Genomic DNA, 15,045 nt, shown 5'->3' with positions numbered 1-15,045 from the left:
TCTGTGGCACGCCTCACGTTTAGCCTCGATGATGCCCAACGCAACGCGCGAATGAAAAACACCAGGTAGGGCTATGAAAATACCACAGCGGGCGTCAATATATTTGCGTTGGTGCTGGTAGAGGTCCAAAACACGTTTGTGCCGAGCGACGGTTGCCGGTCACAATACGGTTTATCGACGCGAAATTGCCTGGTCAATGGGTGAATTGCACACCCGCTTTGCCACTGAAATCGATGAAAAATGCGCCGACCCCGGTGCGTCATATTCCGCACCAAAAGTGATGCTGGTTACAGTGCGCGTTTTGCGTTCTTGACCAGGTTCGAGCCGATGATCAGCCGCTGGATCTCACTGGTGCCCTCGTAAAGCCGCAGCAGGCGGACGTCGCGGTAGATGCGCTCGACCGGCACGCCCCGGATGTAGCCGCTGCCGCCGTGAATCTGTACCGCCAGGTCTGCGACCTTGCCGGCCATCTCGGTGCAGAACACCTTGGCCACCGACGGCGCGATCCGCCGGTCCTCGTCGTTGACCCACTTGCGTGCGGCGTCACGGACCAGCGCCTGGCCTGCCATCACCCCTGTCTGCTGATCGGCAAGCATCGCCTGCACCAGCTGGAAGTCGCCGATGATGCTGCCGCCCTGGGTGGCGGTGGCGGCGTAGTTCACCGATTCGTCGAGGGCGCGCTGCGCGGCGCCCACCGCCAGCGCCGCGATGTGGATCCGGCCGCGGGCCAGCGACGTCATCGCGGCCCGGTAACCGATGTCCTCGCTGCCCCCGACCAGGGCGGCGTCGGTCAACCGCACGCCGGTGAAGGTGACATCGGCCGTGGCGGCGCCTTCCTGGCCCATCTTGGCGTCCTTGGCGCCGACCTGTACCCCGGGGGTATCGGCCGGCACCAGGAACACCGCGATTCCGGCGCCGCGTTCGTCGGCGGGCCGGGTGCGTGCGAACACCACGAACAGGTCGGCCATCGGGGCGTTGGTGATGAACCGCTTCTGGCCGTCGAGCACCCACTCCTGCCCGTCGCGGACCGCCTTGGTCCGCAGACCCGAGGGGTTGGACCCGGCGCCGGGTTCGGTGAGCGCGAAAGAGGCGACGGCGCCGGACGCGATGGGCTCGAGCCAGCGTTTCTTCTGCTCGTCGGTGCCGAACCCGACCAGCACCTGGCCGGCGATGCCGTTGTTGGTGCCGAACATCGAGCGCACCGACGGGCAGGTATAGCCCAGTTCCATGGCCAGTTCGACGTCCTGGGCGAGATTCAGGCCCAACCCGCCCCATTCCTGGGGGATCGCATAGCCGAACAGCCCCAGGTCCTTGGCCGCCTGCCGCAGGTCGTCGGGGACGCGATCGGTGTCGAGAATCTCCTGCTCTCGCGGCACCACGACGGTCCGGACGAATCGGCGGGTCTGGGACAGGATGTCGGCGAAGACGTCGTCGTCGACGGATGCGGTCGTCATGACACGGCCCCTTTCGGCACTGGCCCGCAAATCATATATGAAATATGATGTGGCCCGACCGCGGGTGGGCAGACAGGCAGAGGACGGAAAAACGTGGCATTACTCAACGGCCAGACAGCGGTGATCACCGGTGGAGCACAAGGGCTGGGCTTTGCGATCGCGCAACGCTTCGTCGCCGAAGGCGCCCGGGTGGTGCTGGGCGATCTGAACCTGGAGGCGACCGAGGCCGCGGCGGCCCGGCTCGGTCCGGACGCGGCGGTGGCGGTGCGCACCGACGTCACCGACTCCGCCGAAGTCGACGCGCTGGTGGCAACCGCCGTCGAGCGGTTCGGCGGCCTGGACATCATGGTGAACAACGCCGGCATCACCCGCGACGCCACCATGCGCAAGATGACCGAAGACGATTTCGACCAGGTGATCGCGGTCCATCTGAAGGGCACCTGGAACGGACTGCGCGCGGCCGCGGCGATCATGCGGGAACGCAAGCGCGGCGCGATCGTGAACATGTCCTCTATATCGGGCAAGGTCGGCATGATCGGGCAGACCAACTATTCCGCCGCCAAGGCCGGCATCGTCGGCATGACCAAGGCCGCCAGCAAGGAGCTGGCCTACCTCGGGGTCCGGGTCAACGCGATCCAACCGGGGCTGATCCGCTCGGCGATGACAGAGGCGATGCCGCAGCGGATCTGGGATTCGAAGGTGGCCGAGGTGCCGCTGGGCCGGGCCGGCGAGCCCGACGAGGTAGCCGGTGTCGCGTTGTTCCTGGCCTCGGACATGTCCTCTTATATGACCGGCACCGTGCTCGAGGTGACCGGCGGTCGGCACCTATGACCCTGCGCGAGGTGGTGATCTGCGAACCCGTTCGCACTCCCATCGGCCGCTACGGCGGGATGTTCAAGGCGCTGACGGCCGTCGACCTCGGCGTCGCCGCACTGACCGGGCTGCTGGAACGCACCGGCCTGCCCGCCGATGCCGTCGACGACGTGGTGCTGGGGCACTGCTACCCCAACAGCGAGGCGCCGGCGATCGGCCGGGTGATCGCTTTGGACGCCGGGCTGCCGGTGACCGTGCCGGGCATGCAGGTGGACCGGCGATGCGGCTCGGGTCTTCAAGCGGTGATCCAAGCCGGCCTGCAGGTCGGCAGCGGTGTCCACGAGGTGGTGATCGCCGGCGGCGCGGAGAGCATGAGCAATGTGGCGTTCTACTCCACCGACATGCGCTGGGGCGGCGCCCGCCACGGCGTCCAGGTGCACGACGGCCTGGCCCGCGGCCGGACCACCGCCGGCGGGCGGCACCATCCGGTACCCGGCGGGATGCTGGAGACCGCGGAGAACCTGCGCCGGCAGTATCAGATATCGCGCGCCGAGCAGGACGAACTCGCGGTCACCTCGCACCAGCGCGCGGTGGCGGCGCAGCGCAGTGGGGTGCTCGCCGAGGAGATCATCGCGGTGACGGTGCCCTCCCGCAACGGCGACGAACGCATCGACACCGATGAGCACCCCCGGGCCGACACCTCGATGGAGACGCTGGCGAAGCTGAAACCCGTTCTGGGCAAAAGCGATCCCGACGCCACCGTCACGGCCGGCAACTCCAGCGGCCAGAACGACGCCGCCTCGATGTGTGTGGTGACCACCCGGGACAGGGCCGCGCAGCTGGGACTGACCCCGCTGGTGCGGCTGGTCTCCTGGGGGCTGGCCGGGGTCAAGCCCGACGTCATGGGAATCGGACCGGTGCCCGCCACCGAGGTCGCCCTGGCCAAGGCCGGTCTCACACTGGCCGACATCGACCTGATCGAGCTGAACGAGGCGTTCGCCGCCCAGGCGCTGGCAGTCATGGCGGAGTGGAAGTTCGGTGCCGCGGACCGGGAGCGGACCAACGTGCACGGTTCCGGGATCTCGCTGGGCCATCCGGTGAGCGCCACCGGCGGCCGGATGCTGGCGACGCTGGCGCGCGAACTGCACCGTCGTCAGGCACGCTACGGCCTGGAGACCATGTGCATCGGGGGCGGCCAGGGGCTGGCCGCGGTGTTCGAGAGGATCGATGCATGAGCAGAATCTGCCAAACGCTGGGCCTGACCGAGAACCAGGCCGAGATCATCGCTGCGGTACGGGCTTTCGTCGACAAAGAGGTCATACCGAACGCGGCCGAACTCGAACGCGCCGACGCCTACCCGCAACAGATCGTCGACGGGATGCGGCATCTGGGCCTGTTCGGCCTGATGATCCCCGAAGAGTACGGCGGGCTGGGCGAGTCGCTGCTGACCTACGCGCTGTGCGTCGAGGAACTCGCCCGCGGCTGGATGAGCATCTCCGGGGTGATCAACACCCACTTCATCGTCGCCTACATGCTGCGCCAGCACGGCACCGACGAGCAGAAGCAGCGCTACCTGCCGGCGATGGCGACCGGCGACGTGCGCGGGGCGTTCTCGATGTCCGAGCCCGAACTCGGATCCGACGTCGCCGCCATCCGCACCCGGGCCACCCGCACCCCCGAGGGCGACTACCTCATCAACGGCCAGAAGATGTGGCTGACCAACGGAGCCACGTCGAGCCTGGTCGCGGTGCTGGTGCACACCGACGAGGGGGCCGACACCCCGCACCGCAACATGACGGCGTTCCTGGTCGAAAAGCCAACCGGTTTCGGCGAAGTCGTGCCGGGGCTGACCATCCCCGGCAAGCTCGACAAGCTCGGCTACAAGGGCATCGACACCACCGAGATGATCTTCGACGACTACCGGGCCAGCGCCGCCGACATCCTGGGCGGAACAACCGGCCGCGGTTTCTACCAGATGATGGACGGCATCGAGGTCGGCCGGGTCAACGTGGCGGCCCGCGCCTGCGGGGTGGGAATTCGCGCCTTCGAGCTCGCCGCCCGTTACGCCCAGCAGCGCAGCACGTTCGGCAAGCCGATCGCCGAACACCAGGCCGTCGCGTTCGGGCTCGCCGAAATGGCCACCAAGGTGGAGGCCGCCCACCTGATGGTCGTCAACGCCGCCCGGCTGAAGGACTCCGGCGAGCGCAACGACCTCGCCGCGGGAATGGCGAAGTACCTGGCCAGCGAGTACTGCAACGAGGTGACTCAGCAGAGCTTCCGGATCCACGGCGGCTACGGCTACTCGAAGGAATACGAGATCGAGCGCCTGATGCGCGACGCGCCGTTCCTGCTGATCGGCGAGGGCACCAGCGAAATCCAGAAGCAGATCATCAGTAAACGGCTGCTCGCCGACTACCGCATCTAAGACATGTCCGCCCCCGACTTCAGCACACGGCCGCAGCTGTCGGAGGCCGTCGCCCGGCTGGTGCGTCAGCGCATCTTCGACGGCGGCTATGCCGCGGGGACCTACGTCCGGTTAGACCAGCTGGCAACGGAACTGGGCATCAGCGTCACTCCGGTGCGCGAGGCGCTGTTCGAGTTGCGCGCCGAGGGTCTCCTCGACCAGCAGCCGCACCGCGGGTTCGTGGTGCTGCCGGTGACCAGGCGGGACCTGGCCGACGTCGCCGATGTCCAGGCGTTCGTGGGCGGTGAGCTGGCCGCGCGGGCCGCGGCCGGTGTCACCGAGGAGCAGCTGCGCGAGCTCAACGAGATCCAGGACCGGCTGGAGCAGGCCTATGCCGGCGACGACGAAGAGCGGATCGTGCGGCTCAACCACGATTTCCACCGGGCGATCAACGTGGCGGCCGACTCACCCAAGCTGGCCCAGATCATGTCGCAGGTCACCCGGTACGCCCCGGAGGCGGTATTCCCCGGCATCGCCGGATGGCCGGAGCGCTCCATGCAGGACCACCGCAAGGTGCTCGCCGCCCTGGCGGCGCGCGACCAGGCGCTGGCCCGCTCGGCGATGGCCGAGCACCTGGCAGCGGGCGTGATGCCGCTCATCGAGCACCTGGCCGGCCGCGGCGTGGTGGAGCGCCACGACGGCGACGCGCACACCGATCAACTCCCGCCGGCGCCGGGGACGTGAGACGGTATCAACACTATGCAGAACCACAATTTCGTGACCTACGAAGAGTTCGGCCGGAAGTTCTTCGAGGTCGCGGTCAGTGAAGAACGAGTGGCAGCTGCGTTCGCCGACATCGCCGGCGACGAGTTCGCCATGCCGTCGATGCGGCAGGGACCGGGCGGCATCGCCAAGGTCAGCGCGACGGTGCGGGTCCAGCAGCCGCGGGTGACACGAACCCTGGGGGAGTTGCTCACCTTCGCGATCCACATTCCCCTGGAGATCGACCTGCTCATCGACCTGCGTCTGGACAAGCAACGGTTCACCGTGTCCGGCGACATCGCGTTGCGTGCCACCGCGCGCGCCGCCGAGCCGCTGCTGCTGATCATCGACGTCCCCAAACCGCGGCCCTCCGACATCACCGTCGAGGTGTCCTCGACGTCGATCCGCGGCGAGTTGCTGCGGATCTTCGCCGGCGTCGACGGGGAGATCCGGCGTTTCATCGCCAGCTACGTGGCAGCTGAGATCGACAGCCCCCAGTCTCAGCGAGCGCAGATCATCGACGTGGCCGAACAGCTCGACACCGCCTGGACCGGCATCTGAGTCCTGCGCGCTGCGGTACCCGCGGGTAGGACCGTCGCCGGTGGCGCCGGGCGCATCGGATCAGCCCGCCTCGGCCCGGCCAGGAGCCGCAGATGCGGTACGCCCTGGCCGCCGCTGCCTGGCAGCCTGCGAGCTCAGATCGTCTGGTGGCGGCCGAAGAACTTGTGGTCTTCGCTGTAGCCGCCGTGGCCGCTGCCGATCTCTTTGTAGCTCGCCACGAACTCGATGCCCTTGATCCACTTGACCAACTTGTAGCCGTGCTGCAGCTCATTGCGCAGCCGCAGGGGCCGGCCATGCATGTAGGGCAGCGGCTGGTCGTTCATGTTGTAGGCCAGCATCGACATGTGGTGCCACATCTGGTCGACCGGGTGCGCGTTGTAGAAGATCCCGCCGGTGGCGCCCAGGCCCATCGAGTAGAAGATCGCCCACTTGGCCTCGGGCAGCGGTTTGACGATGTTCATGATGGTCGACATCTGCACGCCACCCCACTTGGCCACGCCCGACCAGGCCTGCACGCACATGTGCTGGGTGATCTGGTCGTGGTACGGCAGGGCCTTGAGGTCCTCCAGCGAGAATTCCATCGGGTTCTCGACCAGGCCGTAGACCTTCAGGCGCCAATCCCGGAAGTCTCCGGCCTCCAACTCCTTGTACTCGACGGTGTCGGGCAACCGGCCGTTGCGCCAGTGGAACGGCGAGATGTCCGCCTCGGTAAAGGTGCCGGGCTTGGGGTCGAGCCTCTCCAGCGCCCGCTGGAACGGCCCGATCAGGGCGTAGCCGATCTTCTGCACCACCCGCGGGTAGCGCAGGGTGAGCGGGGTGGCCGCGATCCAGGCGATGGCGCAGACCACGAACGCCGCCGAGAAGACGCCGAAACCGACCCAGCTGTGGTCGTCGCGGGCGGCGAACATGTGGTTGAGGTTCACCAGGGCTTCGGTGGCGAACACCATCGTGACGTGCACGAGGATGAACACCAGGAAGTAGACCAGCACCCCGAAGTGCAACGAGCGCGCGATCTGCAGGTTCAGGTGCATCCGCTTGCTGACCAGCCCCAGCCGCTGAGACAGCGCGGGGGACATGCCCAGGGCGGTGATCAGCGCCGCCGGAGCGGCGATGAACACCGTGACGAAATAGGACAGCATCTGCAGCGAGTTGTAGTTCGACCAGGTGTGGTCGGTCGGCCAATCCAGCGAGGCGTATTGGATCGCGACCGAGGCGGCGTTGGGCACCACGTCCAAGCTGGTGGGCACGATGCGGTGCCACTGGCCGGTGGTGAACAGCAGGACGTAGAAAACCGCCCCGTTGAGCAGCCACAACGTGCCGACCCCCATGTGCCACCAGCGGGCCAGTCCGATCGAGTGCCGGAAGCCCGGCAGGCCGAACTGGGCGGGCAGCGCGACGGTGTCGGCGTTGGCCGTCCAGTACGGATCGTCGGGGACCGGTGGGCCGACCCGTAGCCATTCGTCTTTGCCGGGGGTGGAGTTGCGGCTGAAGTACAGCCGCGGGTGGTCGCAGAGAATCTGGATACCGGCGCGGATGATGAAGATCATCATGAACAGGTTGAAAAAGTGCGTCCAGCCCGCCCAGGCCGGGATTCCACCGGGGAATTCCGACGAGGCGGCGCTGCCCGGGTAGCGTGTGATGAATTCCTCAACGGCAGGGATGTTGCGAATGCCTTTGCCGATCGCGATGGTTGCCACCAGCCCGGCGAATCCGATCGGGATCAGCCAGAGCAGGTTGAACCAGCGGTCCCGGCCGATACGCAGATGCGGGGCGACCGCACGCCGGCTGAGGTCGAAGCCGCCACCGTAAGTCTCGATGTCGACGGTCTCGTTGTGGTTCTCGTGTATCTCCGCCCGATAGCCCTGGTCGGCCTGCGGTCCGGCGTCGCCGGGGCGGCCGTCTGTCGTAGTCACCCTGCCGACGGTAGCGCGAGAAACCTCGTATCACGATACTTTGACACGAGATCCGCAGGGGTCTGGCAGGAAATCCCAGTTCCGCAGGTGCGGATTTTTGGCCCAGTCGCCACAGGTGCACGCTTGCCGGCCGCGGCGCGGGTGCGCCGCTGGTGCCGGGGCGAAGGCAGTCGGAATTCGCCGGCCGGCACCATCGCTTTCCGCCGCGTAACACGCCGATCAACTCATGCGAATCTCGCGTTTAACAGATCGTTCATCTAGCGCAGTCATAATTCCGCCAAGAACGGGCGAACCGAGTTTCGCCGTCGCCGTCAGATTGCAATCTGCACGGCGGGCAGTCGTAGCGCGACACAGCTAGCATGCGCAGTGTAGAAACTTGTGACCAGGCAGGGGTACATGACGACGACAAACAGGGGACCGGCGGTGCGCCGTTATCCGTCAGCGCGGCAGGTGTGGATGGGAGCCCACCGTGACTGACGAACAGCGGGGATCCGGCTACGGCCTGGGGTTGTCGACGCGTACCCAGATGACTGGGTACCAATTCCTGGCGCGGCGCACCGCGATGGCGTTGACCCGCTGGCAGGTCCGGATGGAGGTCGAGCCGGGCCGGCGGCAGTCGCTGGCGGTGGTGGCCTCGGTCTCGGCGGCCGCGGTGGTCTGCCTGGGCGCGCTGCTCTGGTCGTTCCTGAGCCCCTCGGGTCAGATGAACGAGTCGCCCATCATCGCCGACCGCGATTCCGGCGCTTTGTACGTGCGGGTGGGCGGCACCATATATCCGGCATTGAATTTGGCCTCGGCCCGCCTGATCGCCGGGCGGGCGGACAACCCGCACAAGGTGCGATCGAGTCAGATCGCCGAGCAGCCGCACGGTCCGCTGGTCGGAATTCCGGGTGCGCCGTCGGACATCCGGCCGACCTCGCCCCTGACGTCGTCCTGGTTGATCTGCGACACCGTGGCCAACGTCCAAGGCGTCGGCGCACCGTCGCCGGTGACGGTGACCGTGATCGACGGCGCCCCCGAACTCAATTCGCGTCGCCGGGTGATCGACGGTCCGGACGCGGTGGTGCTGCGCTACGGCAACGAGTCCTGGGTGGTTCGCCAGGGCCGCCGCTCGCTGATCGACGCCGCTGACCGGGCGGTGCTGCTGCCCCTGGGGCTGACACCCGAGCAGGTGGACCACGCCCGCCCCATGAGCCAGGCACTGTTCGACGCACTGCCGGTGGGCCCGGAACTGGCCGTGCCGTTCGTGCCCGACGCCGGCAAACCGCCGGCTTTCCCGGATGCCCCCGGCCCCGTGGGCACCGTCTTCACCACCCCGCAGCTGGCTGGGCCGCAACAGTATTCGGTCGTGCTCATGAACGGCATCCAGACCGTGTCGCCGGTGGTGGCCCGTATTCTGCAGAACGCCGGAGCCACCGGGGGCGGTGCGCCGGCGGTGGTGACACCGCAGGACCTGGCCAAGATGCCGGTGGTCACCGGTTTGGACCTCTCGGCCTACCCCGAAGGACCGCTTCAGGTGGTCGACATCAAGGAGAACCCCTCCACCTGCTGGTGGTGGGAGCGGTCCACCGGTGACAGCCGGGCCCGCGTGCAGGTGATCTCGGGACCGACGATTCCGGTGCCCCAGAAGGAGATGAGCCGGGTGGTCTCCCTGGTGAAGACCAACGATCCCGCCGTGCCGGAGGCCGACCGCGTCTACTTCGGCCCCGGCTACGCCAACTTCGTCGCGGTGACCGGCAACGACCCGGACGCCTCGACCCGGGAATCGTTGTGGTGGCTGTCGGCATCCGGCGTGCGCTTCGGGATTCCCGGTGACGACGAGCGCAAGGCGCTGGGCCTGGTCGGCGAACCGTCACCGGCCCCATCGGTGGCGTTGCGCCTGCTGGCGCACGGCCCGACCCTTTCCCGGCAGGATGCGCTGGTGCGTCACGACACCCTGCCAACCGATATGAGCCCAGCAGAATTGGCGGTGCCCAGATGAAACGTGGATACGCCCGGCCGACGCCGGAACGCGCGCCGGTGGTCAAGCCGGAGAACATCGTATTGCCGACGCCGCTGAGCGTCCCGCCCCCGGAAGGCAAGCCGTGGTGGCTGGTGGTGGTCGGGGTGCTCGTGGTCGGCCTGCTGGTGGGCATGGTGGCCATGACCGTGGCCAGCGGCTCCCGGATGTTCCTGGGCGCCGGCTCAATCTTCCCGATCTTCATGATCGGCGGCGTCGCGATGATGATGTTCGGCGGCCGTTTCGGCGGCGGTGCCCAGCAGCTGAGCCGGCCGAAGTTGGACGCGATGCGCGCCCAGTTCATGCTGATGCTGGACCGCCTGCGGGAGTCGGCGGCGGATTCCGCGGACAGCATGGACGCCAACTACCGCTGGTACCACCCGGCGCCGGCCACACTGACCGCCTCGGTGGGTTCGTCGCGCATGTGGGAGCGTCAGCCCAACGGCAAGGACCTCAACTTCGGGTTGGCCCGGGTCGGGGTCGGCATGACGCGGCCCGAGGTCACCTGGGGTGAGCCCCAGAACATGCCGACCGACATCGAACTCGAACCGGTTACCGGCAAGGCGCTGCAGGAGTTCGGGCGCTACCAGAGCGTGGTCTACAACCTGCCGAAGATGATCTCGCTGCTGGTCGAACCGTGGTACTCGCTGGTCGGCGACCGGGAGAAGGTGCTCGGGCTGATGCGGGCGATCATCTGCCAGCTGGCCTTCTCGCACGGCCCCGACCACCTGCGCATGATCGTCGTGACTTCCGATGTGCCGCAGTGGGACTGGGTGAAGTGGATGCCGCACTTCGGCGACCCGCGCCGCCAGGACGCCGCAGGCAACGCGCGCATGGTCTACGGCTCGGTGCAGGACTTCGCCACCGAGCACGCCGAATTGTTCTCCGGACGTGGATCTTTCATGCCGCGCCACGCCAGTTCGTCGGCCGAGACGCCGACTCCGCACCACCTGATCATCGTCGACGGCCTGGACCCGCAGTGGGAGTACGTCAACACCACCGAGGGCATCGACGGGGTGACGTTCTTCGACCTGACCGGGGCGCCGGAATGGCGGGGTGTCTCGCAGCGGGTGCTGCGTATCGATGACAAGGGCATCATCAACGCCCTGCCCCGTGACCGCGACACCTGGATGGTGATCGACGACAACGAGTGGTTCTTCGCCCTGGCCGACCAGGTCAGCCAGACCGACGCCGAACTGTTCTCCCAGCGCATGTCGCACTGGCGGCTCGCGGCGGCCTACGAGGAGATCGGCCAGAAGGTGACGCACCACATCGGTGCGCGCGACATCTTGTCCTACTACGGGATCGAGGACGCCGGGCGTATCGACTTCGGCGAACTGTGGGAGAGCCGGCGCGCCGGGGGCACCCGGGGCCGGCTGCGGATTCCGTTCGGCAACCGCTCCGACAACGGCGAACTGCTGTTCCTGGACATGAAGTCCCTCGACGAGGGCGGCGACGGCCCGCACGGCGTCATGTCCGGCACCACCGGTTCCGGTAAGTCGACCCTGGTGCGCACCGTGATCGAGTCGCTGCTGCTGGCCCACTCGCCCGAAGACCTGCAGTTCGTGCTGGCCGACCTCAAGGGTGGATCGGCCGTCAAGCCGTTCGCCGGGGTGCCGCACGTATCGCGGATCATCACCGACCTGGAAGACGACCAGGCCCTCATGGAGCGGTTCCTGGAGGCCATGTGGGGTGAGATCGCCCGGCGAAAGTCCATGTGCGACAACGCCGGTGTCGACGGTGCCAAGGAATACAACGAGATCCGGTCGCGGATGCGCGCGCGCGGCGACGACAGCCTGCCGCCGCTGCCGATGCTGGTGGTCGTCATCGACGAGTTCTACGAGTGGTTCCGCATCATGCCCACCGCGGTCGAGGTGCTGGACTCCATCGGCCGCCAGGGCCGGGCCTACTGGGTGCACCTGATGATGGCTTCGCAGACCATCGAGAGCCGCGCCGAGAAGCTGATGGAGAACATGGGCTACCGGCTGGTGCTCAAGGCGCAGACCGCCGGCGCCGCCCAGGCAGCCGGTGTGCCCAACGCGGTCAACCTGCCGGCCAAGGCGGGCCTGGGCTACTTCCGCAAGAGCGGGGAAGAGGTCATCCGGTTCCAGGCCGAGTTCCTGTGGCGCGACTACCACCGCGGCGGGCTGCTCGACGACGAGCAGATGCCGTTGACGCACGCGGTCGACTACATCCGGCCGCAGCTGTTCACCACCGCGTTCACTCCGCTCGAGGTGAGCGTCAGCACCCCCGAGATCGAGGCCGCCGACGAGCTCGCCGCGATCGACTCCAAGCCCGCGGCGGTTTCCGGTGAGCCCGCCGAGGAGGAGGACTTCATCCGGACCCCCAAGGTCGGCACGGTCATCATCGACCAGTTGCGCCAGATCGACTTCGAGCCCTACCGGTTGTGGCAGCCACCGCTGGACATCCCGGTGTCCATCGAGGAGCTGGTGAATCGCTACCTGGGCCACCCGTGGCAGCAGGACTACGGCACCCGGCGCGACCTGGTGTTCCCGATCGGCGTGATCGACCGGCCCTTCAAGCACGACCAGCCACCGCTGACCGTGGACACCGCCGGTCCCGGGGCCAACGTGTTGATCCTGGGCGCCGGCGGCGCGGGTAAGACGACGGCCCTGCAGACACTGATCTGCTCGGCGGCCCTGACCCACACGCCCGAACAGGTCCAGTTCTACTGCCTGGCCTACAGCGGTACCTCGCTGACCACGGTCGCGGGCCTGCCGCACGTGGGCAGCGTCTGCGGGCCGACCGACCCCGACGGCGTGCGCCGCACCGTGGCCGAACTGCTCGCCCTGGTGCGGACCCGCAAGCGCAGCTTCCTGGAATGCGACGTCGCGTCGATGGACGTCTTCCGCCGGCGGAAGTTCGAGGGCGCGCCGGGCCGCATCCCCAACGACGGTTTCGGCGACGTCTACCTGGTGCTCGACAACTACCGGGCGCTCTCGGAAGACAACGAGGTGCTCGTCGAGCAGGTCAACCAGATCATCAACCAGGGCCCCTCGTTCGGTGTGCACGTCATCGTGACCGCCGACCGCGAATCGGAACTGCGGCCGCCGGTGCGCAGCGGCTTCGGCTCCCGGGTGGAGCTGCGGCTGGCCGCGGTCGAGGACGCCAAGCTGGTTCGCTCGCGGTTCGCCAAGGATGTCCCGGTCAAACCGGGACGGGGCATGGTCGCGGTCAACTACGTGCGCCTCGACAGCGATCCCCAGTCCGGTCTGCACACCCTGATCGCGCGGCCCGCGATGGCCGACACCGACGCCCGGGTGTTCGAGTCCGACAGCGTCGCCGCGGCCGTCAGCCAGGTGGCGGTGGGCCGGGTGCGCCCGGTGCGGCGCCTGCCGGCGCGGTTCGGACTGGAGGAGGTGCGCGCGGTGGCGGCCAACGACCGCCGCGAAGGCGTGGGTGCCGGCGGTATCGCCTGGGCGATCTCCGAGCTGGACCTGCAGCCGGTCTACCTCAACTTCGCCGAGAACGGCCACCTGATGGTGACCGGACGCCGCGAATGTGGGCGTACCACCACCCTGGCCACCATCATGAGCGAGATCGAACGGCTCTACGCGCCGGGCGCCAGCAGCGCCCCGGAACCCAGCCCGGACGGCCGGCCGTCCGCGCAGGTGTGGCTGATCGACCCGCGCCGGCAGTTGCTGACCACGCTCGGTCCGGACTACGTGGAGAAGTTCGCCTACAACCTGGACGGCACCATCGAGCTGGTCAACGAACTGGCCGCCACCTTGGCCCGACGCGAACCCCCGCCGGGGCTGTCGGCCGAGGAGCTGCTGTCGCGGACGTGGTGGAGCGGTCCGGAGATCTTCTTGATCATCGACGACATCCAGCAGTTCCCGCCCGGGTTCGACTCGCCGTTCCAGAAGGCGGCCCCCTGGGTCACGCGATCGGCGGACGTGGGCCTGCATGTGATCGCCACCCGGACGTTCGGTGGTTGGTCGTCGGCGGGGGCCGATCCGCTGCTGCGGGCCCTGCACCAGGCCAATGCGCCGCTGCTGGTGATGGACGCCGACCCCGACGAAGGCTTCATCCGCGGCAAGATGAAGGGCGGCCCGCTGCCCCGTGGCCGGGGTCTGTTGATGGCCGAGGACACCGGCGTGTTCGTCCAGGTCGCAGCCACCGAGCTGCGCCGGGCGCCGGCGCAGGAGCGCGCAACCACCCCCACTGGGTAGGAGTTGGACCAGCAACCACTGTGACGCCGGTAACAGCGTCACAGTGGTTGCTGGCGTTTTCACAGCAAAGTGCGGAGCGGCAATTCGCCGCGGCATGATTTAAACCGCCGCATCGGGTCCGTACATGTCGGTGTCGTTAACCAGGGGCCGTCCGCCCGAAAATGCCAGCCCTGTGTTTCGCCTGCCTGAAGCCATTTCCAGAGCAAAAGCGCCGCCAAACCGCGGCCGCATTGTTACTCCAGGTGAACACTTGTTATCTGCAGATGAACACTCGGCGTCACGGGTTCTCCGGGGCCGTTAGAGGCCTTACGATCGACACCAGAGAGATTGCTGAGGGCAATCCGGAGGAGGTACCTGGAATGTCGTTCGTGAATGCGCAGCCCGAAGCGCTGTCCGCCGCAGCCGCCAACCTGGGCGGACTGGGCGCGGCGCTCAACGCGCAGAACGCCGCTGCCGCGGCTCCCACCACCGGCGTTGTCCCTGCGGCCGCCGACGAGGTCTCCGCGCTGACCGCGGCGCAGTTCGCCGCCCACGCGACGATGTACCAGCAGGTCAGCGCCCAGGCCGCGGCGATTCACGAGATGTTCGTCGCCACCTTGAACGGCAGTGCAACCTCCTACGCCGCCACCGAGGCAGCCAATGCGGCTGCGGCGGGGTAATTCGAACTACCCGCATTCCCCGGCTACCGACGTCGCCTAGCCGGGCGCAATAACCCGTCAACCAATGAAGAACGACAAACTTCAGTAAAGGAGAAAACAGTGGCTACACGTTTTATGACCGACCCGGACGCGATGCGTGCGATGGCTGGCCGGTTCGATGTGCACGCGCAGACCGTTGAGGACGAGGCGCGCCGGATGTGGGCGTCTTCGACCAACATCTCGGGTGCCGGCTGGGGTGGTCTGGCGGAGCGGACGTCGATGGACACGATGGGTCAGATGCAGACCGC

Annotated in this window: 11 protein-coding genes; 9 read left to right on the top strand and 2 right to left on the bottom strand. The window is 67.6% G+C overall.

Going from position 1 to position 15,045, the window contains the following annotated elements:
* Window positions 1-287: 287 nt before the first annotated feature.
* Entirely contained in the window at window positions 288-1,454 is a 1,167-nt protein-coding gene (locus AWC02_RS14595; protein ID WP_085129477.1) for an acyl-CoA dehydrogenase family protein, read from the bottom strand.
* 93 nt (window positions 1,455-1,547) lie between these two features.
* Here AWC02_RS14595 and fabG point away from each other — a divergent pair, with 93 nt between their 5' ends.
* Genes fabG through AWC02_RS14570 form a run of 5 tightly spaced genes read left to right on the top strand, consistent with a single transcriptional unit; the run spans window position 1,548 to window position 5,994 of the window.
* Entirely contained in the window at window positions 1,548-2,285 is a 738-nt protein-coding gene (gene fabG, locus AWC02_RS14590) for a 3-oxoacyl-ACP reductase FabG (RefSeq protein ID WP_085129476.1), read from the top strand.
* On the top strand, window positions 2,282-3,502 hold the full coding sequence (locus AWC02_RS14585; RefSeq protein WP_085129475.1) for an acetyl-CoA C-acetyltransferase: 1,221 nt from the start codon (window positions 2,282-2,284) through the stop codon (window positions 3,500-3,502). The genes fabG and AWC02_RS14585 overlap by 4 nt, the downstream gene beginning before the upstream one ends.
* Window positions 3,499-4,692, top strand: a complete 1,194-nt coding sequence (locus AWC02_RS14580) for an acyl-CoA dehydrogenase family protein (RefSeq protein WP_085129474.1) — start codon at window positions 3,499-3,501, stop codon at window positions 4,690-4,692. Before AWC02_RS14585 ends, AWC02_RS14580 begins: the two co-directional genes overlap by 4 nt.
* A gap of 3 nt (window positions 4,693-4,695) precedes the next feature.
* Window positions 4,696-5,415 (top strand): GntR family transcriptional regulator, encoded by a 720-nt coding sequence (locus AWC02_RS14575; protein ID WP_085129473.1) that lies wholly within the window; start codon window positions 4,696-4,698, stop codon window positions 5,413-5,415.
* A 15-nt stretch (window positions 5,416-5,430) separates the two neighbouring features.
* Window positions 5,431-5,994, top strand: a complete 564-nt coding sequence (locus tag AWC02_RS14570) for a hypothetical protein (RefSeq protein ID WP_046317131.1) — start codon at window positions 5,431-5,433, stop codon at window positions 5,992-5,994.
* 134 nt (window positions 5,995-6,128) lie between these two features.
* Here the strand turns inward: AWC02_RS14570 and AWC02_RS14565 are convergent, their stop codons facing one another.
* Complete coding sequence (locus tag AWC02_RS14565) at window positions 6,129-7,907, bottom strand: molybdopterin-dependent oxidoreductase (RefSeq protein WP_085129472.1); 1,779 nt, start codon at window positions 7,905-7,907, stop codon at window positions 6,129-6,131.
* A gap of 469 nt (window positions 7,908-8,376) precedes the next feature.
* Here AWC02_RS14565 and eccB point away from each other — a divergent pair, with 469 nt between their 5' ends.
* The 4 genes from eccB to AWC02_RS14545 all read left to right on the top strand — a co-directional run.
* A complete protein-coding gene (eccB, locus tag AWC02_RS14560; RefSeq protein ID WP_085129471.1) occupies window positions 8,377-9,888 on the top strand; it encodes a type VII secretion protein EccB in 1,512 nt (503 codons plus the stop codon).
* A complete protein-coding gene (eccCa, locus tag AWC02_RS14555) occupies window positions 9,885-14,099 on the top strand; it encodes a type VII secretion protein EccCa (RefSeq protein ID WP_085129470.1) in 4,215 nt (1,404 codons plus the stop codon). Before eccB ends, eccCa begins: the two co-directional genes overlap by 4 nt.
* 359 nt (window positions 14,100-14,458) lie before the next feature.
* Window positions 14,459-14,758, top strand: coding sequence for a PE family protein (locus AWC02_RS14550; RefSeq protein WP_085129469.1), 300 nt, complete (start codon window positions 14,459-14,461; stop codon window positions 14,756-14,758).
* Window positions 14,759-14,857: 99 nt separating this feature from the next.
* The coding region (locus tag AWC02_RS14545; protein WP_207568061.1) for a WXG100 family type VII secretion target at window positions 14,858-15,045 on the top strand (188 nt) is incomplete at its 3' end.

The organism is Mycolicibacter engbaekii, from assembly GCF_002101585.1.
Taxonomy (GTDB): Bacteria; Actinomycetota; Actinomycetes; order Mycobacteriales; family Mycobacteriaceae; genus Mycobacterium; species Mycobacterium engbaekii.
This window is presented reverse-complemented; position numbering and strand designations above follow the sequence as displayed.